Origin of the sequence: Paraburkholderia sp. DHOC27 (genome assembly GCF_003429005.1) — a bacterium.
In the GTDB taxonomy this organism is placed as follows: Bacteria; Pseudomonadota; Gammaproteobacteria; order Burkholderiales; family Burkholderiaceae; genus Paraburkholderia.
Genome location: NZ_QVQV01000012.1, coordinates 41344 through 66916, shown reverse-complemented (window position 1 = coordinate 66916; position 25573 = coordinate 41344). Strand labels below are relative to the sequence as shown.

At 64.0% G+C, this 25573-nt stretch carries 17 protein-coding genes; 11 read left to right on the top strand and 6 right to left on the bottom strand.

The genetic code is table 11. The features are described from left to right. Positions 1-17 precede the first annotated feature (17 nt). Positions 18-950, top strand: coding sequence for a 2-hydroxyacid dehydrogenase (locus D0B32_RS29695; protein ID WP_117337908.1), 933 nt, complete (start codon positions 18-20; stop codon positions 948-950). Between the two features lie 65 nt (positions 951-1015). On the opposite strand, the gene D0B32_RS29690 is transcribed toward D0B32_RS29695, so the two are convergent. From D0B32_RS29690 to D0B32_RS29665, 6 genes are all read right to left on the bottom strand, one after another. Further along, a complete protein-coding gene (locus tag D0B32_RS29690) occupies positions 1016-3829 on the bottom strand; it encodes an Hsp70 family protein (protein WP_117337907.1) in 2814 nt (937 codons plus the stop codon). 10 nt (positions 3830-3839) lie between these two features. Further along, a complete protein-coding gene (locus D0B32_RS29685) occupies positions 3840-5687 on the bottom strand; it encodes an Hsp70 family protein (RefSeq protein WP_117337906.1) in 1848 nt (615 codons plus the stop codon). Then, positions 5684-6268 (bottom strand): DUF2760 domain-containing protein, encoded by a 585-nt coding sequence (locus D0B32_RS29680; RefSeq protein ID WP_117337905.1) that lies wholly within the window; start codon positions 6266-6268, stop codon positions 5684-5686. The genes D0B32_RS29685 and D0B32_RS29680 overlap by 4 nt, the downstream gene beginning before the upstream one ends. A gap of 697 nt (positions 6269-6965) precedes the next feature. Further along, complete coding sequence (locus D0B32_RS29675) at positions 6966-8408, bottom strand: MFS transporter (RefSeq protein WP_117337904.1); 1443 nt, start codon at positions 8406-8408, stop codon at positions 6966-6968. A 189-nt stretch (positions 8409-8597) separates the two neighbouring features. Further along, on the bottom strand, positions 8598-11186 hold the full coding sequence (locus D0B32_RS29670; RefSeq protein WP_117337903.1) for an adenosylcobalamin-dependent ribonucleoside-diphosphate reductase: 2589 nt from the start codon (positions 11184-11186) through the stop codon (positions 8598-8600). A 219-nt stretch (positions 11187-11405) separates the two neighbouring features. Then, complete coding sequence (locus tag D0B32_RS29665) at positions 11406-12449, bottom strand: GlxA family transcriptional regulator (RefSeq protein WP_117337902.1); 1044 nt, start codon at positions 12447-12449, stop codon at positions 11406-11408. 495 nt (positions 12450-12944) lie between these two features. Between D0B32_RS29665 and D0B32_RS29660 the strand changes: the two genes are divergently transcribed. From D0B32_RS29660 to D0B32_RS29615, 10 genes are all read left to right on the top strand, one after another. After that, complete coding sequence (locus D0B32_RS29660; protein ID WP_117337901.1) at positions 12945-14219, top strand: serine hydroxymethyltransferase; 1275 nt, start codon at positions 12945-12947, stop codon at positions 14217-14219. Positions 14220-14313: 94 nt separating this feature from the next. After that, the gene (locus tag D0B32_RS29655) at positions 14314-15285 is read left to right on the top strand and encodes a dipeptidase (protein WP_117337900.1); all 972 of its coding nucleotides are present in this window, start codon (positions 14314-14316) and stop codon (positions 15283-15285) included. Positions 15286-15402: 117 nt separating this feature from the next. Continuing rightward, entirely contained in the window at positions 15403-15945 is a 543-nt protein-coding gene (locus tag D0B32_RS29650) for a DUF5943 domain-containing protein (RefSeq protein WP_117337899.1), read from the top strand. 37 nt (positions 15946-15982) lie between these two features. After that, positions 15983-18046, top strand: a complete 2064-nt coding sequence (locus tag D0B32_RS29645; protein WP_117337898.1) for an NADH:flavin oxidoreductase — start codon at positions 15983-15985, stop codon at positions 18044-18046. 2 nt (positions 18047-18048) lie between these two features. Then, on the top strand, positions 18049-19968 hold the full coding sequence (locus tag D0B32_RS29640) for a (Fe-S)-binding protein (protein WP_117337897.1): 1920 nt from the start codon (positions 18049-18051) through the stop codon (positions 19966-19968). 4 nt (positions 19969-19972) lie between these two features. Beyond that, positions 19973-21160 carry an electron transfer flavoprotein subunit alpha/FixB family protein gene (locus tag D0B32_RS29635; protein ID WP_117337896.1) on the top strand — a complete coding sequence of 396 codons (1188 nt, stop codon included), beginning with the start codon at positions 19973-19975 and terminating at the stop codon, positions 21158-21160. Further along, complete coding sequence (locus D0B32_RS29630) at positions 21157-21936, top strand: electron transfer flavoprotein subunit beta/FixA family protein (RefSeq protein ID WP_117337895.1); 780 nt, start codon at positions 21157-21159, stop codon at positions 21934-21936. Before D0B32_RS29635 ends, D0B32_RS29630 begins: the two co-directional genes overlap by 4 nt. A 47-nt stretch (positions 21937-21983) precedes the next feature. Further along, the gene (locus tag D0B32_RS29625; RefSeq protein ID WP_117337894.1) at positions 21984-23225 is read left to right on the top strand and encodes an SRPBCC family protein; all 1242 of its coding nucleotides are present in this window, start codon (positions 21984-21986) and stop codon (positions 23223-23225) included. A gap of 43 nt (positions 23226-23268) precedes the next feature. Then, entirely contained in the window at positions 23269-24438 is a 1170-nt protein-coding gene (locus tag D0B32_RS29620) for a hybrid-cluster NAD(P)-dependent oxidoreductase (protein ID WP_117337893.1), read from the top strand. Positions 24439-24624: 186 nt separating this feature from the next. After that, positions 24625-25494, top strand: a complete 870-nt coding sequence (locus tag D0B32_RS29615) for a glycine betaine ABC transporter substrate-binding protein (protein ID WP_117337892.1) — start codon at positions 24625-24627, stop codon at positions 25492-25494. Positions 25495-25573: the final 79 nt, after the last annotated feature.

Here is a 25573-nt window from a genome sequence, read left to right as displayed (position 1 = left end):
CTGCGCGCGCCGAGGTCATGAAACCTTCCCTGTTGATCCTGATCCACCTGAGCGAGACGAGTCTCGCCCGCATCGAGAGCGCTTTCGACATCACCTATGCGCCGGACGACGCCAGCCGCGCCGCTGCGATCGCGCAGCATGGCGGGACGTTCCGCGCGGTGCTGACCAACGGCACCACCGGCTTGACGGAGGCCGAGATCGACCAGATGCCGCAAGTGGGCTTCGTTAGCGCGCTGGGTGCCGGTTACGAAAACATCGCCGTGGATCACGCGCGCGGCCGCGGCATTGCGGTGGCCAATGGCGCGGGCACCAACGACAACTGCGTGGCCGATCACGCGTTCGCCCTGCTGCTCGCGGTGGTGCGCGATCTGCCGCAACTCGATACCGCGACTCGCCAGGGCGCATGGCGCGACAACCTGCCGATGCGCCCCAACGTGTCGGGCAAGCGCCTCGGCATTCTCGGCCTGGGCCACATCGGACAGAAGGTGGCCCGCCGTGGCGCCGGCTTCGACATGGAGCTGGGGTATCACAACCGCAAGCCGCGTGAGGGCGAGCAGTTGCGCTATTTCGACAGCGTCACGGACCTCGCGCAATGGTGCGATTTTCTCGTCGTCACGACGGTGGGCGGCGCGGGCACGAAACATCTCGTGAATCAGGCGGTGCTCGAAGCACTGGGACCCCAAGGCTTCCTGGTGAACGTGTCGCGTGGCAGTGTGGTGGATACGGCCGCGCTGGCTGCTGCGTTGAATGGTGGTCAGATTGCCGGTGCGGCGCTGGATGTCTACGAGGGCGAACCGCATGCGCCGGCGGGGTTGATCGGACTGCAGAACGTCGTGCTTACACCGCACACGGCCGGGCGGTCGCCGGAAGCGGTGACGGCTGCGGTCGATAACTTCCTCGCGAATGCGGAGAGGCATTTTGCGGGGGAGGCGGTGTTGACGCCGGTTTGATTGACTGGGTCAATTGATAAAGGTGAGGTGACAAGGATCAGCCACGCGCCTTCAATAAGTCCGCCTCACCCAATCAACTTCAACCCCGGCGGCAGCGACTCACCGAACACGCGACCCTCGTCCGCCTCATCCAGTTCCACCACCTCACGCACCATCGCAATCCAGCTCGCCGCGGCGTGCGCGGATTCCAGCCGTTTGACGACCGCAGCACGCAACGCGTCAGGCAAATCACGTGACCTGTCACCCGTCATGCGTGCGATCTGCACGGCGGCAAACGCGGCAGGTTCGACCTTTTTCCAGTCGAGCGCGAGCAGCGTGTCGAGCCAGCGCGCCGCCACCTCCGCGGGCACCACACTGTGCGCGCTGCCGTAGAAAGGACGTCGCGCGCCGATCCGGCCAATCGCCCACCAGCCCTGATGGTTTTCGCCGGGCCTCGTCAGCCGTTCCAGCAGGCGCTCGCCCAGTTCCACCTTGCGCTCGGCCGGCACGCGTTCGAGCGAGGCTTCGAGCCGCAGCATGTCCGCGTAGCCGGACTTCGCGGGGTCGAACGGCAGCTTGTTGCGCGACGTGCTGGCGGCCTGCATGTAGGCGAGCGCGTCGAGCACCATCAACTGTTCGCTCTCACCCAGCCCGCCCGCCGCGCGCCGCCACAAGGTCCACCACTCGGACCACACCTGGCTGTCGTTGATGTACTGAATGCCGTCGTCGAACAGGCTCCACAGTTGTTCCACACGCCATTCATCGAGCGGATAGCCGAAGCCTGGCCGCACGCAGTAGCCTGCCAGGTTCAGCCACAGGCGCTCGTGATCCGCCGAGCGTCGACGCCGTTTGGCACGTTCCCACAACGCGCCGAACAGCTCACGCAGCAGCGCGCTGTTCCAGCCCGCGCGCGGACCGAGCAGGTGTTCGAGTTCGGCGCGCATCCGCTTGACCTGCTTCGGGTCCACTTTCTGTGAGCGCGAGCCGAAGGTCCGGTCGATCAGTTCCAGCGCCTTGGGCAATGCCGGATGGGGCGCGTCGTCGGAGACACTGACGCTGACATCGCCGCGGCGCAACTGGAATTCGAGCAGCCAGCGCTGCGACGCGTCCGCGGCGGCGATGCAGTGCACGTCGAGCGTGCCCACTTCCGTGAGGGAAGTGGCGAGCTGCACGGGTATCTCGTCGGCCTGACGCGCGTCGCGGGCATGCACGACGGTGGCGATGGGCGGCAGGCGCACGAATTCGCCCAGCGGCAATTCCGTGATTTCGCCGGGCTGCCAGGCCGTATCCGCATTCGACGAGACAAGGTGAAAACGCACCGGTTGATCGAGCCGCAATGCAAAGGTGCGATCGGCGAGCGCGATCTCGCGGCCTTCCTCGGCGCCACGCGGCAGCACGCAGACACCGCGCAGCGCCTCGGCGGTTTCGTCGAGGGCGAGAAAATAGCTGCGCGGCGAGCCACCGCCAATGCGCGGCGCCTGACCGGCGCGCGCCAGCAGATAGGCGACGGCGCCACGCGCCACGGCGATATCCGGGTTTTCGTTGTGCAGCACTTTCAGCGGTGCGCCGCGCCAGCCACCCAGCGTATCCGCGAGGCGCGCGCTCAATGCGTCGGCCCGGAACACGCCGCCGTTCAGCAGGAGGGTGTCGGGCATGGGCAGCGTGGTGTCGTCCGCGTAGCCGTCTGCACTCCGCGCCGTGCCGGCATCAGTGTCAGCCACGATTGCCGGAAGCCCCAGCGCCTCGCGCGCCGGCCCCGCCAGCCTGCTTAAAAACGCCGCGACGTGCCGCGTAATGGCCGGATCGCTCGCATACGGCAAACCGAATTCGACGATCGCGCCGCGCGGCCGCCCCGGCCGCGTGTCCGCAGCCACTACGGGAAAAAAGCCGTCCACGATGATCTGCTCGACTTCCGCGCGTGTCAGTTGAGTCGAGCGCGCGCCGCCAATCAGTTTGGAACCGGCGCCCAGCAGCGTGATGGGAACCGACTCGGGCGCGTCGGCGTCGAGCAGTTGCTCCTTGGCCGCGCGGCAACGCTCGACGAGTTGCGACAGGCTCGCCGCGGACAAACGCGTCTGCGGTGTCGAGAGACGGCTCTCCGCCAGATGAGCCAGCGCGAGATCCATGTTGTCACCGCCCAGCATCAGGTGATTGCCCACACCAATGCGGGTCAGTTGCGGCTGACCGTCCTGCATCTGCACCTTGATGAGAGTGAAGTCGGTCGTGCCGCCGCCCACGTCGCAGATCAGGACCAGACGCGTGTCGGCGAGGTCGCTCGCCAGTGTGGCGCGATGGCGGAATAACCAGTCGTAGAAAGCAGCCTGCGGTTCTTCCAGCAGACGCAATCTGGGCAACTGCGCGAGGCGCGCGGCTTCGAGGGTGAGGGCGCGCGCGCCGTCGTCGAAGGACGCGGGCACCGTCAGCACGACGTCCTGATCTTCCAGCCGCGCATGCGGAAAGCGGTGATTCCACGCCGCGCGCACATGGGCGAGGTAGCTGGCGCTTGCGGTGACCGGCGAGACCTTGTCGACGTCCTCGGCCGCGCCCCACGGCAGGATTGGCGCGGTGCGATCCACCGACGCGTGCGACAGCCAGCTCTTCGCGCTCGCGACGAGCCGCCCCGGCACCTGCGCGCCGAGATGGCGCGCGAGCCGTCCCACGACGACGTGCTGCGCGCCGGCGTCCGACGCGCTGGACCACGGCAGTTGCAGATCCCCCACGCTGAGTTCGCCCGCCGCCGCGTGATAGCGCACGGACGGCAGCAGTGGACGCGCCGCCACCTCGCCAGGACTGACGAGCTGGTCGATCTCGAACACGCGGATGTCCTCGGACCCCGCCTCGACGTACGCGACGACCGTGTTGCTCGTGCCGAGGTCGATCCCGACGATGTACTGCTTCATTGCGCGCGGGTCAGAGGTTGGCGTTGCCGCGTACGTCGAACTCCACCTTCCAGCGCTCGCCGGTGCCGCGCGGCACGGCTTCCAGTTCGAGCGTACCGGCCTCGGTGACGCGCGCCCGCAGTTTCACCGCCACGACTTCGCCGGGGCTGCGGCCTTCGGGCGGCAGCGTGGCCTGAATCTCGTCGAGTTCCTGCAATTCTTCCGGCGACCAGTAATCGAGCAGCGTCCCCACCTGATCCTGACGGCGCACCGACGAGCCGAAGAAGCGGAAGTGCACCGGCTCACCCACCACGAGGCCGAATTCCTGCGCGGGCAATTCCGCTTCCGTGCCTTCCTCCATGCCGAACGGCACGACGCACAGCGCCTGGATGGGCGGCTCGAGTCCAGGCACCGCGGGCATCGCCGATTCGACCGCGATATAAAACGCCCGCGCAATGCCGCCGCGAATCCGCACGCCCTGGCCGCGCTTCACGTAGCCGTAGTAAGCGGCGCCGCGTGCCACGGCCAGATCGAGATCGGCGCCTTCCAGCAGACGCGCGGGGGCCGCGCCTTCCGCGCCGAGCCAGCCGTTGAGCGTCTGCATGATGCGCTCGACCAGCAGCGGCGACTTGAACACGCCGCCATTGAACAGCACGGCCGTGGGATGCAGGAACGCTGCGCCTTCCGGTTGCGCATTCTGGAAGCCTGCCAGTTCCGCGAGCGCGCCCACCTGACGGCCGAGGAAGGCGGCCAGATGACGCGTGATAGCGGCGTCCTGCGCGTACGGTAAACCCAGTTGCGTGAGACCGGCACGGGCCCGGCTCACCGGACGCGCGGCGCTATCCACCTGCGGGAAAAAGCCGTCGAGGATGGTCTGCGTGAGTTCGGCGCGGGTCAGCTCGGTGCGGATCGAGCCGCCAATCAGCTTCGAACCGCGGCTCGGTACGACGAGCGGCACGGTATCCGCAGCGGGGTCGGTCAGCAGCGTTTCCTTGGCGGCGCGGCACGCATAGGTGAGGGCGCGCAACTGCCACGGGTCCGGCTGCGTGCCTTGCGCGGCGAGCTTGCGCGCGACCACGTGCGCCAGCGCCAGGTCCATGTTGTCGCCGCCCAGCAGGATGTGCTCGCCCACCGCGACGCGATGCAGTTCGAGATTGCCCTCGCGTTCGACCACCGCGATCAGCGAGAGGTCAGTCGTGCCGCCGCCCACGTCGACCACCAGGATGATGTCGCCCACGCGCACCTGCTTGCGCCACTCGCCGGTGCTCTTCTGGATCCAGCTATACAGCGCGGCTTGCGGTTCTTCCAGCAAGGTCATGCCGGCGTAACCGGCGGCCTCGGCCGCTTCGGCGGTCAGTTCGCGGGCGGCCGGATCGAACGAGGCGGGAATCGTGACGGTGATTTCCTGCTCGCTGAACGGCGCATCGGGATGCGCTTGGTCCCACGCCTCGCGCAGATGCGTCAGATAGCGGACCGAAGTTTCGAGCGGCGACACGCGCGCGACTTCCGGCGGCGCATCGTTGGGCAGGATGGCCGCACGACGGTCCACGCCCGGATGACACAGCCAGCTCTTGGCACTCGACACCAGCCGGATCGGCGTGGCGGCGCCGCGGCTGCGCGCCATCTCGCCGACCGCGAAGGTGCGCGTGGCGGTCCACGGCAAGCCGAGATCGTGCGGCGCGAGTTCGCTTTCGTGCGGCAGATAGAGGAAGGACGGCAGCAGCGGCAGATCGTCGATGGTGCCGGGGGCGGTCAATTGCGTGACGGGCAGCACGCCCTGTGCGGTTTTCTCGCCGTCACTGCCGGCGAGGTCCACGTAGGAGAGGGCGCAGTGCGTCGTGCCCAGATCGATTCCGATCGAATAGCGCGGTTCGCTCACAGTTCCACCTCGGCCGGTGCGATGACTTTGGCGTCGTGGCTCTCGGCGAGCCGCGGCAGACGGACTTCTTCGACGCGCCAGCCACGATGGCTGAGGCTGCCGCTGAACGGCGCCTTGCCGACCACGTTGCCAGTCACGCGTACTGAGGCAGCATCGAAACCTTCCGGCAAGGTGATGCGGCTGCCTTCCGCTTCGTCGCGCACCGGGCGAATCGTGAAATGCTCGCGCAGCACCGTACGGCAGCCGCCGTGGACGACACGGGCAGCGGCGCCGATGTCGGCGTCCGAGTAGCCGGCCACATCTTCCTCGATGAAGTCGACGAAACGGGCGTCGCGTTGCAGCAGCCCGAGCAGTTGCAGGGCGGCATCCGGCGTGGCCTCCTTGATGACCACGGGCGCAGGAGCGGGAGCGGGAGCAGGCGCTGGTGCCGCTGCGGGAGCCGCAGCCGGCGCGGGGCTGATGGGCGCGCCGGAGCGCAGCCGCTGGATACGGCCGGCGAGTTCGCCGTCACCGAGAATGCTGAAGAACGTTCCGACGGCCAGCGAAATCCTGCCGAGGAAAGACACGTTCGAGTCGGTCATAACAATGGCTCCTGAGGGGCTCTGTCGAGGACGAGCTGTCCTTGGGCGACGCCGGATCGGGCCGGGTCGCCGCGGGTTGTACGGTGGTGGGCATCGACGCGCGCGCAGGAGCGGCATCGGCGCAATGAGCGGCCATCGCGGGCACGGCCGTGAGGCTGAGATCGGCCATATCCCGCATTTTACCTTTTGGATGCGGTGCGGCCGGTGAACGGCGGCGAAGCTGGATTTCGGGCGGCTCGCCTGGCGCGTAGGGGGCGCTGCCTCGGGCGGAGATTCTTCTGTTGATTCGGTCATTTCGACCGACCGCACGATCGTGCGAAACGGTCAATCATTCCGGCGTTTCGTCAAGAGGGGGAAATTCCGCATGAACTGCTGAGAACGTCAGCCGATATCATGATTGCGTATTCGTAATTGGCCAGTCACGCGGCGGTCGGCGCCGCAGAGCACACCCGGACCATGCCAGCGACGGACGCAACCGGTCGCTTCTGCAGCCGGTACCTCATTGAGAAGAACGCCTGCGCGGTATCGCAAGAACGCGCCAGGCGGGCTTCATCAGACGGGTGATGTGCGGAATGGGGCGGCCGCTTCCAGCTAGATTTTGGCGAAGCGGCACAGCCACCCGCTCATTTCTCTTCAGCACTTCGTCAGCGCTCATTCAGCCACTTGCGCCAAGGCTTCGGCGAGTCCCGCCAGACGTTCAGCGCGCCTCATCCGCGACGACCTCCAGGGTGGGCTTCAGCGGCGCGGTGTCGTGCGACACCAGCGCTTCGAGCACCAGTCCCTTCGTTTCGATTCCCATCGTCCATACTGCCAGCGCGGCGACTGCAAACGACAGCGCGCCGAGCGTGAACACGCCGCCTTGTCCAAACACGGGCAGCACCACGCCCACCGCATATGGCCCGATCAGCGAGCCGACCCGGCCAATGGCCGACGCGAATCCCGAGCCGGTGGCGCGCGCCCCCGTGCCGTACAACTCCGGCGTGTAGGTGTAGAGCACGGCCCACATGCCGAACAGGAAGAACTGCATGGCGAGCCCCGTGCAGATCAGCAGACTGACGCTGTCGGCATGCAGCGCGGTCTGGCCGTACAGGAACGCCATCACGCCGCTGCCCGCGAGCGACGCGATGCAGGTGGGCCGGCGTCCCCAGCGTTCGACGAGCCAGGCCGCGCACAGAAAACCCGGTACCCCGCCCAGCGAAATGAGCATGGTGTACAGCACGGACTTGGTGACCGCGAAACCCGCTTGTTGCATCAACGCGCCGAGCCACGAGGTGAGTCCGTAGAAGCCCAGCAGCGCGAAGAACCACAGCAGCCAGACCATGATGGTGCGCTGCCGATACGCCGCGCTCCAGATTTCCCGCAACGCACTTTGGCTGCTCTTTTGTGCGGCGGGTTCGGCGAGCGTGGACGGCGACGGTAGCCAGGTGAGATGGTTGGCGCGCATCACTCGCGCTTCGATCCGGTTCAGCACGGCGTCGGCTTCAGCGGTTCGGCCACGATGTTCGAGCCAGCGCGGCGACTCGGGTACGACGCGGCGTACGACCATCACGAAGACGGCGGGGATGGCGAGCAGCGCGAACACCGTGCGCCAGCCATACTGCGGCAGCACGAAATACGACACGACGCCTGCCGCGATAAAGCCGAGCGGCCAGAAGCCGTCCATCAACGCGACGAGGCGACCACGCGAGGCGGCCGGCACGAACTCGGCGAGCAGCGTCTGCGCGATCGGAAACTCCATGCCCATGCCGATGCCGAGCAACACGCGATAGACGATCAGTGCATCGACGGAATGGGCGGTCGAACACAGATACGAGGCCACGCCCCACAGCACCATGCTCCACTGGAACACCGGGCGGCGGCCGAAGCGGTCGGCGAGCAGCCCCGCCACGGCCGCCCCCAGCACCATGCCGAAGAAACTCGCGCTCGCCACCAGTCCGGCCATCGCGCTCGTCAGCCCGAACTCGCTCTTGATGGAGCCGAGCACGAAGGTCATGGTGCCGAGGTCGATGGAGTCGAAGAAAAACGCCGCGGCGATGATGATGAAAATGGTCCGGTGGTAGCCGGAGAACGGCAGCCGCTCGAGGCGCGCGGCGGCGCCTGGGCGAGAGGCGGAAGAGGTAGGAGACGGCGCGCTCGGCATGGCATCCTCTGAAGGGCGTTCGGGGCTTCGAACCGGGGCTTCGAATCGAGGCCTCAATTCGGGGCTTCAATTCCCGGTTGGAAGCGAAGCCCGATGCCTTCAGTAGACGCGACCATTAATGGCCTACATAGAACGAATGCGGCGTTCGGATGGAACGGGTACGCCATTTCTCCCCATTGCCGAAGCACATCAGCCGCACGCGCCCACGTCGCCGCAGGCGGTGCAGAAATCGCAGCCGTCTTTACGGATCACGGCATTGGCGCCGCAGTTGCTGCATTTGCGGCCCAGCATCATGCGCAACTGGTTCAGGTCGGCGGCATCACTGGAGGCGGACTGTTCGGTGCCTGTCTGCGCGCTGCCGGAGGGCACGCCGTCATGTGACTCGCCGCTGAATTCTTCTGCCAGACCGCCCGACGTTTCACCGCCTTCCGCCGGTTCGAGGCGCGCCAGCATGCGCGAGGGCAACTGATTGCCTTCGGCATCCAGAAAGCCGCGGCGATGCAAAATCTGCTGGATCGCGTACGCCAGCGCCGCCACTTCGGAGTCGTGCCAGCGCGGCGAGCGATGACCGTCGGGGCGTTGCACGTCGCCAAGCCGTACCTGTCCGCGATCCCACGACACCTTGCGCAGATCCTGCAGATTGCGCGCGACAAAACCGCCGCGCGCCGCCAGTGACAGCGAGCGCATCTGCGCGGTGATCCATTGCTGCGATTCGTCGCGCTGTCCCGCCGGAATGAAGAATTCGATAGGCCGCTCGATGGTCACGTCCTCACCACCCAGACGCCCCGTCACTTCCATGAACGACACCGCGACATACAGCGACTTCTTGCCCGCCTGGGTCAGATATTCGACCTTCTCGATGATGGCCGGCAGTTCGCCCTTGGGACGATGATCGATCGCGATACGCAGCGGGTCCATATCTGCTTCGGTTAACGAATCATCGGTTTGTGTGGGCGTGACGCTCAACACCGCGCCGAGTGTTTCGTTCGGGCGATACGTGGCGAGACCCTTGAGGCCGCCTTTCCATGCATCGAAATAGAGGCTTTCGAAGGCGTCGAACGGGTAATCGGCAGGGACGTTGACGGTCTTGGAGATCGACGTGTCCACGTAAGGCTGCACGGCCGCCATCATGTCGAGATGATCGCGCGCCGACATTTCCAGCGCGCTCACGAAGTAATCTGGCAACGCGCTCACGTCGCCACCCATCTCGCGAAACAGACGGTACGCGTAGTCTTCCACCGCGAACGATTCGCGGCTGCCGTCGGCCATCACCTTCATGCGCGTATAGGTCCACGAGAACGCGGGCTCGATGCCGTTCGACGCGTTGTCCGCAAACGCGAGACTCACCGTGCCGGTGGGCGCGATGGAAAGCAGGTGACTGTTGCGAATACCATCGCGGCGGATCGTGGCCTTGATGTCGTCCGGCAGGCGCGACGCGAACGTGCCTTCCTCAAGATAGCGTTTTGCGTCGAAGAGCGGAAACGCGCCGCGCTCGCGCGCGAGTTCCGCCGAGGCGCGATACGCTTCGTCGCGCATCAGTCGCGCAATGTGCACGGCGGTATCGCGGCCTTCGGGCGAGTTGTAGCGCAGGCCGAGCATCACGAGCGTGTCACCGAGGCCGGTGAAGCCCACGCCGATGCGCCGCTTGGCACGCGACTCGTCGTATTGTTCGGGCAACGGCCAGAGCGTGACGTCGAGCACATCGTCGAGAAAGCGCACCTGGGTGCGCGTGCTTTGCGCCAGTGCCTCCCAGTCGAACGATGGCTTGCCGCCTTTCATCTGCGCAAACGGGTCGATCACGAAGCGCGTCAGATTGAGCGGCCCGAGATTGCAGCAGCCATACGCGGGCAGCGGTTGTTCGCCGCACGGATTGGTGGCGCGAATGGTTTCGAAGGCGCGCAGGTTGTTGTCCTCGTTCATGCGCGAGATGAACACCACGCCGGGTTCGGCTACGTCGTAGGTCGACCGCATGATGCGATCCCAGATGGCGCGCGCCGGCTGTTCGCTGTAGATCCACAGACCGTCCTCACGTTGCCGCATATCTCGCGCGGCACGCATGGCGGGGGACGGTTCCGCGCGATGCACCAGTTGCCATGTCTCGTTCTGCTCGACCGCGCGCATGAACTCGTCCGTGACGGCCACCGACACGTTGAAGTTGTTCCAGCGTCCTTTCGAATGCTTGGCCTCGATGAACTCGGGCAGGTCGGGGTGCGTGCAGTCGAGCACGGCCATCTGCGCGCCGCGTCGCGAACCGGCGCTTTCGACCGTGCGGCACGAGGCGTCGAACACATCCATATAGCTGCATGGGCCCGATGCGGATGAACTGGTGGTATGCACACGCGCGCCCTTGGGCCGGATCGCCGAAAAGTTGTAGCCGACACCGCCGCCACGCCGCATGGTTTCCGCCGCCTGCAACAGCGCCACATAGATGCCGGGCAAGCCGTTTTCGTCCACGTCCTGGATGCTGTCGCCCACCGGCTGCACGAAGCAGTTGATCAGCGTGGCCGCGATACCCGTGCCGGCCGCGCTCATGATGCGGCCCGCGCCTAGCGCGCCATGCTGGAGGTTTTCGACAAAGCGTGCTTCGACGGCTTCACGCAGCGCCTCGGGTTCGGCCATTGCGACCCCGCGTGCGACGCGCCGATAGATGTCGTCCGCCGAGCGTTCGTCGCCCTTTGCGTACTTTTCCAGCAGGACATCGAGAGAGAATTGCTGCGGTGCAACCGGCAGCGTGGGAGTAGGACGGCTCGTGCGGGTTTCAATGCTGTCGTCTGCCATGGTCCAGCCTTTAGTGGCGCCGCGTTCGGCACGGCGCGAAGATGAAAAGCAGGCACTCTAGCGGGACGTCGAAGCGCCACATTTGACCTGCTGCAACCAGTTCACCATAGCGCACGCGGCGTCTAGCCGCAATGCGGTCATGGCGCGAGCAGGGTCATCGGGCAGCGGCGCGCGCGGCAAGCGCGCGGGAGCATCAGCGGCTGAAACGGACGAGGAGGGTTAAGCGTGCGACGCCTGCAAGGCCATGCCAAGCGGTGCGCCAACCGGCATCGTGCTGGCGAGCGGCGCGACCTGCTTGCGACGTTCGCGGGTGGGCGCGGTGCCGAACGCGTCCCGATAGCTCTTGCTGAAATGACAGGCCGACTGAAAGCCGCAGGCCATCGTGATGTGCATGATGGACATGTCGGTCTGCAGCAGCAGTTCGCGCGCACGGCGCAAACGCAGTGTCAGGTAGTAGTGGGTCGGCGTCATGCCGAGGTGTTCGCGGAAGAGCCGCTGCAACTGACGTTGCGACATGCTGGCAAGACGGGCGAGTTCTTCGCGCGAGAGCGGCTCTTCGATGTTGTTCTCCATCAGCGCGATCACTTCGAACAGCGACTTGTTGGCCGAACCGAGTCGCGCCACCAGCGGCATGCGTTGCTGTGCATTGGTGTCACGCACGTGTTCGACGATGAACTGCTCGGCGATCTGCGTCACACGTGCGGTGCCCACGCGTGCGGCGATCAGGTTCAGCATCATGTCGAGCGGCGCGACGCCGCCGGTGCAGGTCACGCGGTCGCGGTCGATCACGAACAGTTCTTTCAGAAAGCGCGTGTCCGGAAACTCTTCCTTGAGTGCGGAGAGGTTCTCCCAATGAATCGCGCAGGCGTAGCCCGCAAGCAAACCGGATTTGGCGAGCGCATAGGTGCCGGTGCAGAGGCTGCCCAGGGCGATGCCGCCGCGTGCGAAGCGGCGCAGTGCGGAAAGATGCGCGGGAGTCGTTTCGCGTTGCACGTCGATGCCGCCGCACACGAACACGATGTCGGGTTGCGGCGTGCCTTGCTGGCCGAGTGATTCAGCGGCGACCGTGTCCACTGCCAGACCGTTGCTCGCCGAAACGAGTCCGCCGTCGGGGCTGATGATCGACCAGCGATAAAGCTGTTGCCCACTCAGATAGTTCGCCATCCGCAGCACTTCGATCGCATTCGTGAAAGCGATCATCGTGAAGTTTGGCAGCGGCATGAAAGCGAAGTGGGACAGCGACGCGGTGCGGTCAGGCGACATGGTGCGAACGTTCCTTCGATCTTGTTTTGGTCTTCCGGCCGTCGTGGGGATCGGCTTCATCATTCTGTGATCGGGTGCAACAAGCATGCCATACGGCGAAACCCTGAGCCTGGCCGACGATCGGTGTACACGGCGGTGCGCAGGCGCACCGCGCTTGTGCGGCTCGGGCACTGTTAGCGGGCGGCTGCGGTTGGGTGTGCCTTGCGGCTGGTCCACGCATGCACGCAGGTGCAGCATTCGCGGGCACAGTGTTGATCCGATGTTTAGCGATGCCACGCAACGCCGCCTGAAGACGCGTTTAGCACGACCGGTCACTTGTCCAAAACGGACTCGAATGGCGGAAAAGGCAAAGAACGCGTCTGAAATCGTAAATTGGCGCGCTGGAGGAGGGACAAGAATAGAGCCGTCGGTAGCCGGTGATGGCAGGCCAGTCAAGGGATTCACAGATTTGCGGCCCGCTTCGCACCCTCGCCATACCTCACTTACGGACGGCCCATGTCGAACGCGAACCCTTTCTTTTCGCAGACCCTCGGTGAACGCGATGCGCCCGTGCGCAGCGCGGTCCTCAAAGAACTCGAACGGCAGCAGTCGCAGGTCGAGCTGATCGCCTCGGAGAACATCGTCTCGCGCGCGGTGCTCGAGGCGCAAGGCTCGGTGCTGACCAACAAGTATGCGGAGGGTTATCCGGGCAAGCGTTACTACGGCGGTTGCGAATTCGCTGACCAGATCGAAACGCTCGCCATCGAACGGATCAAACAGTTGTTCAACGCGGGCTATGCGAACGTGCAGCCGCACTCGGGCGCACAGGCCAACGGCGCCGTGATGCTGGCGCTGACGAAGCCCGGCGATACGGTGCTCGGCATGTCGCTCGACGCCGGCGGCCACCTCACGCACGGCGCCAAACCAGCGCTCTCGGGCAAGTGGTTCAACGCCGTGCAATATGGCGTGGACCGCGAGACGCTGCGCATCGACTACGAGCAGGTGGAAAAGCTCGCGCATGAACACAAGCCGGCGCTGATCATTGCCGGCTTCTCGGCGTATCCGCGCGTGCTCGACTTTGCGCGGTTCCGCGCCATTGCCGATAGCGTGGGCGCAAAACTGATGGTGGACATGGCGCACATTGCCGGCGTGATCGCCGCTGGGCGTCATCCGAATCCTGTCGAGCACGCCCACGTCGTCACCTCGACCACGCACAAGACGCTGCGTGGTCCGCGCGGCGGCTTTGTGCTGACCAATGACGAGGACATCGCCAAGAAGATCAACTCGGCCGTGTTCCCAGGCCTGCAAGGCGGCCCGCTGATGCACGTCATCGCCGGTAAGGCCGTGGCCTTCGGCGAAGCGCTGCAGGACGGCTTCAGGACATATATCGATCAGGTGCTTGCCAATGCGGTGGCGCTCGGTGAAGTACTGAAAGCCGGCGGCGTCGATCTGGTGACGGGCGGCACGGACAACCATCTGCTGCTGGTCGATCTGCGTCCCAAGGGCTTGAAAGGAAATCAGGTCGAGCAGGCGCTGGAACGCGCGGGCATTACCTGCAACAAGAACGGCATTCCCTTCGACACCGAAAAGCCCACGATCACCTCGGGCATTCGCCTCGGCACGCCGGCCGGCACGACGCGCGGATTCGGCGTGAGCGAGTTTCGCGAGATCGGCCGCCTGATTCTCGACGTGTTCGAAGCCCTGCGCGTTTCGCCGGAAGGTGACGTCGCCACGGAACAACGCGTACGCCGTGAAATTTTCGCGCTGTGCGAGCGCTTTCCCATCTACTGATCCATTTCCGCGCGCCCGAACCAGGCAGCCGCAAGCACGCTAAACAACACGCTAAGCAACGCGCCCCACACGCCAGCCAGACGGAGCCCACTGTATGAGCAATCTGCACGAGAACAGCATCATCATCGATGGTCTGAACATTTCAAAGTTCGACCGCTCGGTGTTCGAGGACATGCGCAAGGGCGGCATCACCGCCGCGAACTGCACGGTGTCGGTCTGGGAAAGCTTCACCAAGACCGTCGACAACATCGCCTTGATGAAGCAGCAGATCCGCGAGAACAGCGAACTGTTGACGCTGGTGCGCACCACCGACGACATTCTGCGCGCCAAGAAAGAAAATCGCACCGGCGTGATTCTGGGCTTCCAGAATGCGCACGCCTTCGAAGACAACCTCGGTTATATCGAAGCGTTCGCGGACATGGGTGTGCGGGTGGTGCAGCTTTGCTACAACACGCAGAACCTGGTGGGCACGGGCTGCTATGAGCGCGACGGCGGCCTGTCTGATTTTGGCCGCGAAGTGATCACCGAGATGAACCGCGTGGGCATCATGGTCGACCTCTCGCATGTGGGCGGTAATACGTCGTCCGAAGCAATCGCGTTTTCGAAGAAGCCGGTGTGCTATTCGCATTGTCTGCCCTCGGGACTCAAGGAGCATCCGCGCAACAAGTCGGATGAGCAACTGAAGGAAATCGCGGACGCGGGCGGCTTCGTCGGCGTGACCATGTTCGCGCCGTTTCTGAAGCGCGGAATCGACGCGACGGTCGAGGACTATATCGAAGCCATCGGTTACGTGGTCAACCTGATCGGCGAGGACGCCGTGGGTATCGGCACTGACTTTACGCAGGGCTTCAGCGTCGACTTCTTCGACTGGCTGACGCACGACAAGGGCCGCTATCGCCGTCTGACCAACTTTGGCAAGGTGGTCAACCCGGAAGGTATTCGCACGATCGGCGAATTCCCGAATCTGACCGCTGCAATGGAGCGCGCCGGCTGGAGCGAGACGCGTATCCGCAAGATCATGGGCGAGAACTGGGTGCGCGTGTTTCGTGACGTCTGGGGCGCGTGAGCATTTTCGCCCGTATATATGCAGGCTTTTCACTAAACGACCTGACGCACATGCATTGATGCGGGTTCCACGAAGCGCGCCCGCGATCCATCCAGCTTATCCACGGAGTTACGCCTGATGCAACCGCAATTGCCTATCAACGTCGATGCCGAAACCGGCGTCTGGACCACCGACGCGCTGCCGATGCTGTACGTGCCGCGCCACTTCTTCACCAACAATCACACGGCGGTCGAAGAGGCGCTGGGCCGTGACGTGTACGCGGAAATCCTCTACAAGGCCGGCTACAAATCCGCGTACCACTGGTGCGACAAGGAAGCGAAACAGCACGGCATGAGCGGCATGGCGGTGTTCGAGCATTACCTGAAACGTCTTTCGCAACGCGGCTGGGGCCTGTTCACGATCGTCGAGGCCGATCCTGCCACCGCCCATGCGCGCATCGAACTGCACTACTCGTCGTTCGTGCTGGCGCAGCCGGAGAAGGAGGGGCGACTCTGCTACATGTTCGCGGGCTGGTTCGCCGGTGCGATGGACTGGGTCAATGACACCAGCGACACGCCCGAAGCCGGCAAGCAGGCACCGCGCTCGCAATCGAAAGAGGTGCAGTGCGCGGCAGAGCATCACGACCATTGCGTGTTCGAAGTGTCGCCGCTCGCGCATTGAATCAAAACATAACTGCACACGTCCGAGGCTTCCCGCGATGCGTTACCCCAATCTGTTCAAACCGTTGACGCTGAATCAGCTGACGCTGCGCAACCGCATCGTCAGCACGGCGCATGCCGAGGTCTATGCGGAACCTGGTGGTCTGCCCGGCGACCGCTATATCCGCTACTACGAGGAGAAGGCGAAGGGCGGCGTGGGGCTTGCGGTATGCGGCGGGTCGAGTCCGGTGTCGATAGATAGCCCGCAGGGCTGGTGGAAGTCCGTGAATCTGTCGACGGACCGCATCGTCGATCCGCTCGGGCGTCTCGCGGAAGCCATGCATCGCCACGGCGCGAAGATCATGATTCAGGCCACGCATATGGGCCGCCGTTCGGCGTTCCACGGCGAGCACTGGCCGCATCTGATGACGCCGTCGGGCGTGCGTGAACCCGTGCATCGCGGCAATGCCAAGATCATCGAAGAAGAGGAAATCCGCCGCATCATCGCGGACTTTGCCGCAGCGGCTAAACGCGTGCAGCAGGCCGGTATGGACGGCATCGAAATCTCCGCCGCCCACCAGCATTTGATCGACCAGTTCTGGAGTCCCCGTACCAACTTTCGTACGGACGAATGGGGCGGCACTCTGCAAAACCGCCTGCGTTTTGGCGTCGAGGTACTGCGCGCGGTGCGCGAAGCCGTGGGGCGTGATTTCTGCGTCGGCCTGCGTATGTGCGGCGACGAGTTCCACGAAGATGGGCTCGACCACGAACAACTGAAGGAAATCGCCCAGGCGATGGCCGAGACGGGCTTGATCGATTACATCGGCGTGATCGGCTCGGGTGCGGACACCCACAACACGCTGGCCAACTGCATGCCGCCAATGGCGTTGCCACCGGAACCCTTCGTGCATCTCGCCGCAGGGATCAAATCCGTGGTCAAGCTGCCGGTGATGCACGCGCAAAGTATCCGCGACGCGGGCCAGGCCGAACGGTTGCTCGCGAACGGCATGGTGGATCTGGTGGGCATGACGCGCGCGCAGATCGCCGATCCGCACATGGTCATCAAGATCCGCGATGGACGTGAGGACGAAATCAAGCAGTGCGTTGGTGCGAACTACTGTATTGATCGTCAGTACAACGGACTGGATGTGCTGTGCGTGCAAAACGCGGCGACCTCGCGCGAAGCGACCATGCCGCACGTGATCGAAAAGACGCGTGGACCGCGTCGCAAAGTGGTGGTCGTGGGAGCGGGCCCAGCAGGGCTCGAGGCGGCACGGGTGGCACGTTCGCGTGGCCACGACGTGGTGCTGTTCGAAAAGAACGAGGTGGTGGGCGGCCAGATCGTGCTCGCAGCGAAGGCGCCGCAGCGCGAGCAGATGGCCGGCATCGTGCGCTGGTTCGATATGGAAACGAAGCGCCTCGGCGTGGATCGCCGCATGGGTGTCGCGGCGGACGAGAAAATGATTCTCGCTGAAAAGCCGGACATCATCGTGCTCGCCACGGGCGGCGACAGTTTTACCCAACAGGTGCCAGCCTGGGGCGTCGAAGAAGGACTCGCCGTCAGCTCGTGGGACATTCTCGCGGGCCGCGTGGAGCCGAAGCAAAACGTGCTCGTGTATGACGGCGTCAGCACGCACGCAGGTGCAGGCGTGGCGGATTTCATTTCCAGCCGCGGCTCCAAGGTGGAGATTGTCACACCGGACGTGAAGGTGGCCGACGACGTGGGCGGCACGACGTTCCCGATTTTCTACCGCCGCCTCTACGCGCAAGGCGTGATTCATACGCCGAACTACTGGCTCGATCGGGTCTATGAAGAGGACGGCAAGAAAATCGCTGTCCTGCGCAACGAATACACCGAGGAGCAGGAAGAGCGCGTGGTCGATCAGGTGGTGATCGAAAACGGCAGCACGCCGAACGACGCGCTGTACTGGAAGCTCAAGCCCGAATCGGTCAATCGCGGCCAGGTCGACGTCCACAAGCTATTCGCCTCCGAGCCGCAACCGTCGCTGGCCGAAGAACTCGGCAATGGCCGTTTCCTGCTGTTCCGCGTGGGCGACTGCATTTCGATGCACAACATTCACGGCGCGATCTACGACGCGCTGCGGCTCTGCAAGGACTTCTAACGATGAGCCCGGCGTTCCTCATCACCGCATTGTTGTGGATATCGGTGGCCGGCCTCGCCTTCGCGGTCGCGAAGCGCTCGTCGTACTGGCGGCTCGGGCGCGCCACTGCCGCTGGCGCAATGGGCTGGACCAACCTGCTGACCATTCCGAAGCGCTATTTCGTGGATTTGCATCACGTGGTGGCGCGTGACCCGTACATCGCGAAGACGCACGTGGCCACGGCGGGCGGTGCGATTGCAGCTTTTGCACTGGTGTTTCTCAACTACGGACTCGCGCTTTACTCGCCGTGGCTCGACCGGCTGATCTTCCTCGCAGCGTTGATCATGCTGGTGGGCGCGGTGTTCGTGTGGCGCCGTCGCAGCGGCGCGAAAGCGGTGCCCGCGCGTCTGTCGCGTGGTCCGTGGGATACGTTGCCGTGGCTGTTGGGCTCGTTTTCCGTGGGCTTGCTGCTGTTCGTGCTGGTGCCCACCTCGGCCATGTCCGGTGGTCTCGCGGTGATCTTCGCGCTGCTGATCGCCGTGGGTGCGTTTGCCATGACGCTGGGCGCGGCGCGCGGCGGTCCGATGAAACACGCGCTGGCCGGTCTGCTGCATCTGGCGTTTCATCCGCGGCAGGAGCGCTTTGCCGGACAGGGCGACGTGCGTGCCGGTGCGACCCCGTCCACCGCGTTGAAGGCGCCCGCTCTCGATCAGAACGAATACGGTGTGGGCAAGCCCGTTGAATTTCGCTGGAACCAGTTGTTGAGTTTCGATGCCTGCGTGCAGTGCGGCAAGTGCGAGGCGGCGTGTCCGGCGTTCGCAGCGGGTCAGCCGCTCAATCCGAAGAAGCTGATTCAGGATCTCGTCACCGGCATGGTGGGCGGTTCGGATGCGGCTTACGCGGGGAGTCCGACGCCTGGCGTTCCGCTGGGGCGTCATGCAGGCGAGCCGGATCGGCCGATCGTGTCGAGCCTGATCGAAGCTGACACGATCTGGTCCTGCACGACCTGCCGCGCCTGCGTGCAGGAGTGCCCGATGCTGATCGAGCACGTGGACGCGATCGTGGATATGCGTCGCAACCAGACGCTGGTGCACGGCGCGGTGCCGGGCAAAGGCCCTGAGGTGCTGGCGAATCTGCGTGAAACGGGCACGGCGGGCGGCTACGACAAGGCGGCGCGCTACGACTGGTCCGTCGATCTGAACGCGCCGGTTGCGCAGCCTGGCCGCGCGGTCGACGTGCTGCTGGTGGCCGGCGAGGGCGCCTTCGACATGCGCTATCAACGCACGCTGCGCGCCCTCGTGACGGTGCTGAACAAGGCCGGTGTGGACTATGCCGTGCTCGGCAGTGACGAAACGGATACGGGCGACGTCGCGCGTCGGCTCGGCGATGAAGCCACTTTCCAGCGCATGGCGCACGAGTTGATGGGCACGCTGGCGCAGTTGCAATTCAAGCGCATCGTGACCGCCGATCCGCATGTCATGCACAGTCTGCGCAACGAGTATCGTGCACTGGGTACGCGCTTCGAGGTGCTGCATCACACCAGTCTGATCGCGCAACTCGTGGCTGCGGGAAAACTGTCGCCGAAAGCGGCGGCTGCGCTCGCCGACAAACGCATCACGTATCACGATCCCTGCTATCTGGGCCGCTATAACGGTGAAACGGAAGCGCCGCGTCAACTGCTCAAGTCCATCGGCATCAAGGTGGTCGAGATGGAGCGCAACGGCAAGCGCGGCCGCTGCTGCGGCGGCGGTGGCGGGGCACCGTTGACCGACATTCCGGGCAAGCAGCGGATTCCGGATATCCGCATGGGCGATGCACGCGAGGTTGGCGCCGACGTAGTGGCCGTGGCGTGCCCGAATTGCACGGCGATGCTTGAAGGCGTGGTGGGACCGCGTCCTGAAGTGCTCGACGTAGCCGAACTCGTTGCTGCCGCGCTGGAGTGATGCGATGAACACGACCATCAAACGTATCGATCCGCGCAGGCCGTTCACGATCACCGCGGCAGGACTGCGGCGCATTACGCTCGGCGCGGTGCTGCAAGCCGATGCTCTGCTGCAGACAGCGAGCCTCGCTGCGACGCCGACGCTTCAGCACGGCACGACGGCGAAGCCGCGTCGCACGACGCACGCCCCGCAACGCACGCTGCTCGTGGTCGCACATACCGATCGCGGTTCACTGGATGAGCAGGCGCGTCAGACGCTGGCCGCTGCGGCCTTGATCGCAACAGAACAAACGCAGGTGGCGTTGCTGGTATTTGGCGAACTGAAGGACGACGCGGCCGCGCTGGGTGCCGACAAGGTGATGGAACTCGCGTCGTTCGATGCGCGTAGCTTCGCACCCGAAGCGGAATTGCAGGCGCTGGCCGCGTGTGTCGCGCAGCTTGCGCCGGCTCATATCCTGCTGCCCGATAACGCCACCGGTGACGGCGACCTCGGCCGCCGCTACGCCGCGTACGCGGGTGCGAGTGTTGCGACGCATGTGGCGGAGATTTCCCCCACGCACGTGAGCACCTATGCAAACGCGAAAAAATCCTTCGCGACACGAGCGCTGCCCGATGTCGTGCTGCTGGCGCCGGGCGCGGTCGATACGCGTTTGCCGTTCGTCGGCGCCGGCGAGCGTCTGGAGATTTTTTCGCCCCATGCCGATGAGGACGGCGCCGTCAAACGTTACCGCGATCTCGGACTGGAAGAAATCGACGCGGCTCAGGTCGCGCTCGAAGAAGCCGATTTCATCGTTTCCGCGGGCAACGGCGTGAGCAACGTGAGCGCGTTCGAGCAACTGGCCGCGACGCTCGGCGCCGCGATTGGCGCGAGCCGCGTGGCGGTGGATAACGGCATGTTCACGCGCGACAAGCAGATCGGCGCGACCGGCAAAACTGTCGAGGCGAGTGTGTATATCGCCTTCGGCATCTCCGGTGCGGTTCAGCATTTGCAGGGCATCAAGGATTGCCGTCACGTGATTGCGGTCAATCTGGACGCCAGCGCGCCCATCGTCAAACGCGCAAATCTAAGCATCATTGGCGATACTGAAGCGACCATTGCGTCGTTGATCGAAGCCGTGGGCCGCGCTCGTGTTGCGCGTTCACAGGTGAGCGCGAGCGTCGCTGAACCGCTGGCGGAAGGAGTCGCAGCATGAGCCGAAAACTCAGTCGCATTGCGGTGCTGGTTTCCGTGGGACGTCATCCGGTTAGCGGGGTGGCGCGCTACAGCCGCAACGACGCGGCTGCGCTGGAAATGGGGCGGCTGCTGGCGAGCGAGCACGGTGCGCGGCTCGACGTGCTGCACGCGGGTGATGCTGCCAATCCTGCGCTGGAAGAATACCTCGCGCTGGGCGCGGAGCGTGTCGAAGTGCTGGCGTGTTCCGAAGACAACGACGCCGTTGCGGCGCTCGCAGTGCGTGTGCGTGACCATGATCTCGTGCTGACTGGCACGTGCGCGGAAGGCGCTTTCGATAGCGGCATGCTGCCTTATCAGCTCGCCGACGCGCTCGGCTTCCCGCTGGTCGGTGCAGCGGTGGAAGCGTTGGTAGCGGGGACAAATGTCACCGTGCGGCAGTTTTTGCCGAAGGGTGTGCGCCGGCGCGTCGAGATCACGTGGCCGGCCGTGGTGGCCGTGCATCCGCTCGCCAGTGTGACGCCTCGCTACGCCTACGCTCGCCAACGGGCGGGCGCAATCGAAGTGTCGCCCGTCAGCGCGCGCGTGGATGCCGAGGCCGCGGCGTGGCGCGTGGCACCGGTGCAGCGCAAGCCGGTGCGTCTCGCAGCACAGGAAAAGCGTTCCGGCCACGCCCGCATGCTTTCCGCCACGACCACGGAAAGCCGGGGCGGCAGCGTCGTAATTGAAGGGACTTCGGTCGAAAAAGCACAAGTGATTCTCAGCTATTTGCGCGAGCATCAACTCATCGATTACTGATTTCGCGCCGCACCACGGCCCCAAAAAAAAGCATTCCGGAGCACACGATGAAAGTATCGGCAGACATTCATGCGCTAGTCGACCGGCGCAAGAAGGGTTATAGCCTCGAAGCGCCGTTTTATCTGAGCGAGGAAATTTTCGCGCTCGATATGGAAGCCATCTTCCGGCAGCACTGGATTCAGGTGGCCATCGAGCCGGACATTCCGGAGCCGGGCGATTACACCACCGTGCAACTGGGCAACGATTCGATTCTGATCGTGCGTGACGACGACATGGAAGTGCGCGCCTTCCACAATGTGTGCCGTCATCGCGGTGCGCGTCTGTGCAACGAGGAAAAGGGCTCGGTCGGCAATATCGTGTGTCCGTATCACAGCTGGACGTACAACCTCAGCGGTCAGTTGATGTTCGCCGAGCATATGGGCGAGAAATTCGACCGCTGCAAGCACAGCCTGAAAAGCGTGCATGTGCAAAACCTGGCTGGCCTGATTTTCATTTGCCTCGCGGAAGAGCCGCCGGTCGATTTCGATGTGATGCGCGCAGCGATGGAGCCGTATCTGCTGCCGCACGATCTGCCGAACTGCAAGATTGCCGCGACCATCGACATCGTCGAAAAAGGCAACTGGAAGCTGACGATGGAGAACAACCGCGAGTGCTATCACTGCGTGGCGAATCATCCTGAGCTGACCGTGTCGCTCTATGAATATGGCTTCGGCTATCAGCCGTCACCGGCTAACGCCGAGGGCATGGCCGCGTTCGAACGCACCTGTGTGGAGCGTGCCGCGCAATGGGAAGCGATGAATCTGCCGTCGGTCGAAGTGGATCGTCTGCTGGATGTGACGGGTTTTCGCACGCAACGCTTGCCGCTCGACCGCAGCGGCGAATCGCAAACGCTGGACGCGAAGGTGGCCTCGAAGAAGTTGCTGGGCGAATTCAAGCAGGCGGACCTGGGCGGCCTGTCGTTCTGGACGCAGCCTAATTCGTGGCATCACTTCATGAGCGATCACATCGTGACGTTCTCGGTGATTCCGCTGTCTGCGGGCGAGACGCTGGTGCGGACCAAGTGGCTCGTGCACAAAGACGCAAAAGAGGGCATCGACTACGACGTCAAGAATCTAACCGCAGTGTGGAACGCGACCAACGATCAGGACCGCGCGCTTGTCGAGTATTCGCAAAGCGGCGCGTCGAGCAGCGCCTATGAGCCGGGTCCGTATTCGCCGTTCACGGAAGGACTCGTCGAGAAATTCAGCAACTGGTACGTCGAGCGCCTTGCAGCGCAACTCGGCAACTGAAACTGATGGATTAACCGCTGCCTGGCGGCAGGTGGAGCGAACAATGATGCGGGATGCGGCACCCTTCGAACCCGTGGATAGCCGGCTGACCCAGCCGCAATTCTGGGGCGCGCTCGCGACGCGCTGGACGAGCGACGTCGAAGAGACGCTCGTGTGTTGCCAGGTGCGGCAGGAAACGCACGACGTCAAAAGCTTTTTCTTCAGGTCGCCGGCAGGGCACACGTTCTCGTTCGAACCGGGCCAGTTCATCACACTGGAACTGGAGATTGATGGCGAGACGATCAACCGTTGCTATACGATCTCTTCGTCACCGACGCGCCCGCACACCATTTCGATTACCGTGAAGCGCGTGCCGGGCGGCAAGGTGTCGAACTGGCTGCACGACAACCTGCAGGCAGGCGCAGCAGTACGTGTGCTGGGACCGGCGGGCGAATTCACCTGCGCACGGCATCCAGCGCGCCGGTATCTGTTTTTGTCGGCGGGCTCGGGCATCACGCCCTTGATGTCGATGAGCCGCGCGCATCACGAACTGAGCGAAGATCGCGACATCGTATTCGTGCACAGCGCGCGCACGCCGGATGACATCATCTTTGCCCGCGAGCTGGATCTGATCGCCGCCAATCAGGGCAATTTCCGCACATCGTTCGTCTGCGAGAGAGTGGGGACGCGCACGAACTGGCCAGGTGTCACCGGTTTTCTGACGCTGCCCTTGCTCAAGCTGATCGCGCCGGATTTTATGGAGCGCGAAATATTTACGTGTGGACCTGCGCCTTATATGAAGGCCGTGCGCGATCTGCTCGGTGAGGCTAGGTTCGACCAGCAGCATTACCACGAAGAGAGTTTCTCGTTTGAAACGTTGATCGAAGAATCGCCCGAGTTGCTGGAGGAGGTGACGCCAGCGGTGATAGTGGGTGATGAGCCAGGCGTTGCGCCGGACGAAGCCGCGACGCAGGCCTTTGCCGTGACGTTCACGCGGAGTAACCGCGAGATTGTGTGTGGCCCGCAGCAGCATGTGCTGGATGCTGCACGGCAAGCTGGCGTACGACTGCCGGCGTCATGCACGCAAGGGATGTGCGGGACGTGCAAGGTCAAACTGGTGTCGGGCCAGGTGGAAATGAAACATAACGGCGGCATTCGACAACGCGAGATCGATCAGGGGATGGTGCTGCTCTGCTGCAGCAAGCCGCTGACGGATCTGGTGGTGGAGAAATAGTCTGCGGATTGACGACGCCCGCGTGTCGCGTTTGGAGCGGCTCCCGTATGGAGCAGCTCCCGTCTGAAGCGGCTCGCGAAAACGCGTCGCGTATAGACAAGCGGGTGTCGGAAAGCATATTACCTGGCGATTTCTGGCCAGGGATTCTAAAGGCTCACCGCGCCTGCGGGTACAAGGAGATCGACCATGAAAGGCTTGAGGAAAGTGTTGCTCTGCAGTGCGTTGGGGACTGCGCTGATTGCCATGATGAGCACGACGATGACCGCGACGGCGGACACCAAACCGACCATCAAGATTGGCTACGTGGAAGGGTGGGACGACAGCGTGGCGACCTCGAATGTGGCCGCTGAAATCATCCAGAAGCGCCTCGGGTATCCGGTGCAACTGGTGCCGGTGGCGGCGGGCATCATGTGGCAGGGCGTGGCGCGCGGCGACCTGGACGCGACGCTCTCGGCGTGGTTGCCCGTCACCCAGGGGGCTTACTGGGATCAGTTCAAGACCAAGGTCACGGACCTCGGCACCAACTTTCCGGACGCGAGAATCGGCTTGATCGTTCCGGCCGACGTGCCTGAAAAGAGTATCGGCGATCTGGATTCGCACAAGGCGGATTTCGGTGGACGCATTGTGGGCATCGATGCGGGCGCGGGCGTGATGAAGAAAACCGACGACGCGATCAAGGCCTACAACCTGGATTATCAGTTGATGCCGAGTTCGGGCAGCGCGATGACAGCAGAACTGGCGCGCTCGATGCACGCCAACAAGCCGGTGATCGTGACGGGCTGGGCGCCGCACTGGATGTTTGCGAAGTGGAAGCTCAAGTTTCTGGATGATCCCAAGAAGGTGTATGGGGATGCGGAGCACGTTGACAATGTGGTCAATCCGGGGCTCGAGACTAAGGCTGCGCCTGTGGTTGCCTTTTTGAAGAAGTTTCAGTGGAAGCCGGGTGAGATTGATAGCGTGATGCTGGCTACAGAGAATGGGGCTAAGCCGGTGGCTGCGGCAGATGCGTGGATTGCTGCGCATGGCGATCGGGTGGATAGTTGGGTGGCGCAGTGATTTTTTGTTTTCGTTCTTAGGTTTTTTTGGCCTTTCCTTGTTTTCTTGTTGGTTTGCTTGCGTTGCCCCTGTGCGGGGC

Coding starts and splice junctions, on each gene's coding strand:
- D0B32_RS29695 (WP_117337908.1), top strand. CDS start 18: ATGAAACCTTCCCTGTTGATCCTGATCCACCTGAGCGAGACGAGTCTC.
- D0B32_RS29690 (WP_117337907.1), bottom strand. CDS start 3,829: ATGAAGCAGTACATCGTCGGGATCGACCTCGGCACGAGCAACACGGTC.
- D0B32_RS29680 (WP_117337905.1), bottom strand. CDS start 6,268: ATGACCGACTCGAACGTGTCTTTCCTCGGCAGGATTTCGCTGGCCGTC.
- D0B32_RS29675 (WP_117337904.1), bottom strand. CDS start 8,408: ATGCCGAGCGCGCCGTCTCCTACCTCTTCCGCCTCTCGCCCAGGCGCC.
- D0B32_RS29670 (WP_117337903.1), bottom strand. CDS start 11,186: ATGGCAGACGACAGCATTGAAACCCGCACGAGCCGTCCTACTCCCACG.
- D0B32_RS29665 (WP_117337902.1), bottom strand. CDS start 12,449: ATGTCGCCTGACCGCACCGCGTCGCTGTCCCACTTCGCTTTCATGCCG.
- D0B32_RS29660 (WP_117337901.1), top strand. CDS start 12,945: ATGTCGAACGCGAACCCTTTCTTTTCGCAGACCCTCGGTGAACGCGAT.
- D0B32_RS29655 (WP_117337900.1), top strand. CDS start 14,314: ATGAGCAATCTGCACGAGAACAGCATCATCATCGATGGTCTGAACATT.
- D0B32_RS29650 (WP_117337899.1), top strand. CDS start 15,403: ATGCAACCGCAATTGCCTATCAACGTCGATGCCGAAACCGGCGTCTGG.
- D0B32_RS29645 (WP_117337898.1), top strand. CDS start 15,983: ATGCGTTACCCCAATCTGTTCAAACCGTTGACGCTGAATCAGCTGACG.
- D0B32_RS29640 (WP_117337897.1), top strand. CDS start 18,049: ATGAGCCCGGCGTTCCTCATCACCGCATTGTTGTGGATATCGGTGGCC.
- D0B32_RS29635 (WP_117337896.1), top strand. CDS start 19,973: ATGAACACGACCATCAAACGTATCGATCCGCGCAGGCCGTTCACGATC.
- D0B32_RS29630 (WP_117337895.1), top strand. CDS start 21,157: ATGAGCCGAAAACTCAGTCGCATTGCGGTGCTGGTTTCCGTGGGACGT.
- D0B32_RS29625 (WP_117337894.1), top strand. CDS start 21,984: ATGAAAGTATCGGCAGACATTCATGCGCTAGTCGACCGGCGCAAGAAG.
- D0B32_RS29620 (WP_117337893.1), top strand. CDS start 23,269: ATGATGCGGGATGCGGCACCCTTCGAACCCGTGGATAGCCGGCTGACC.
- D0B32_RS29615 (WP_117337892.1), top strand. CDS start 24,625: ATGAAAGGCTTGAGGAAAGTGTTGCTCTGCAGTGCGTTGGGGACTGCG.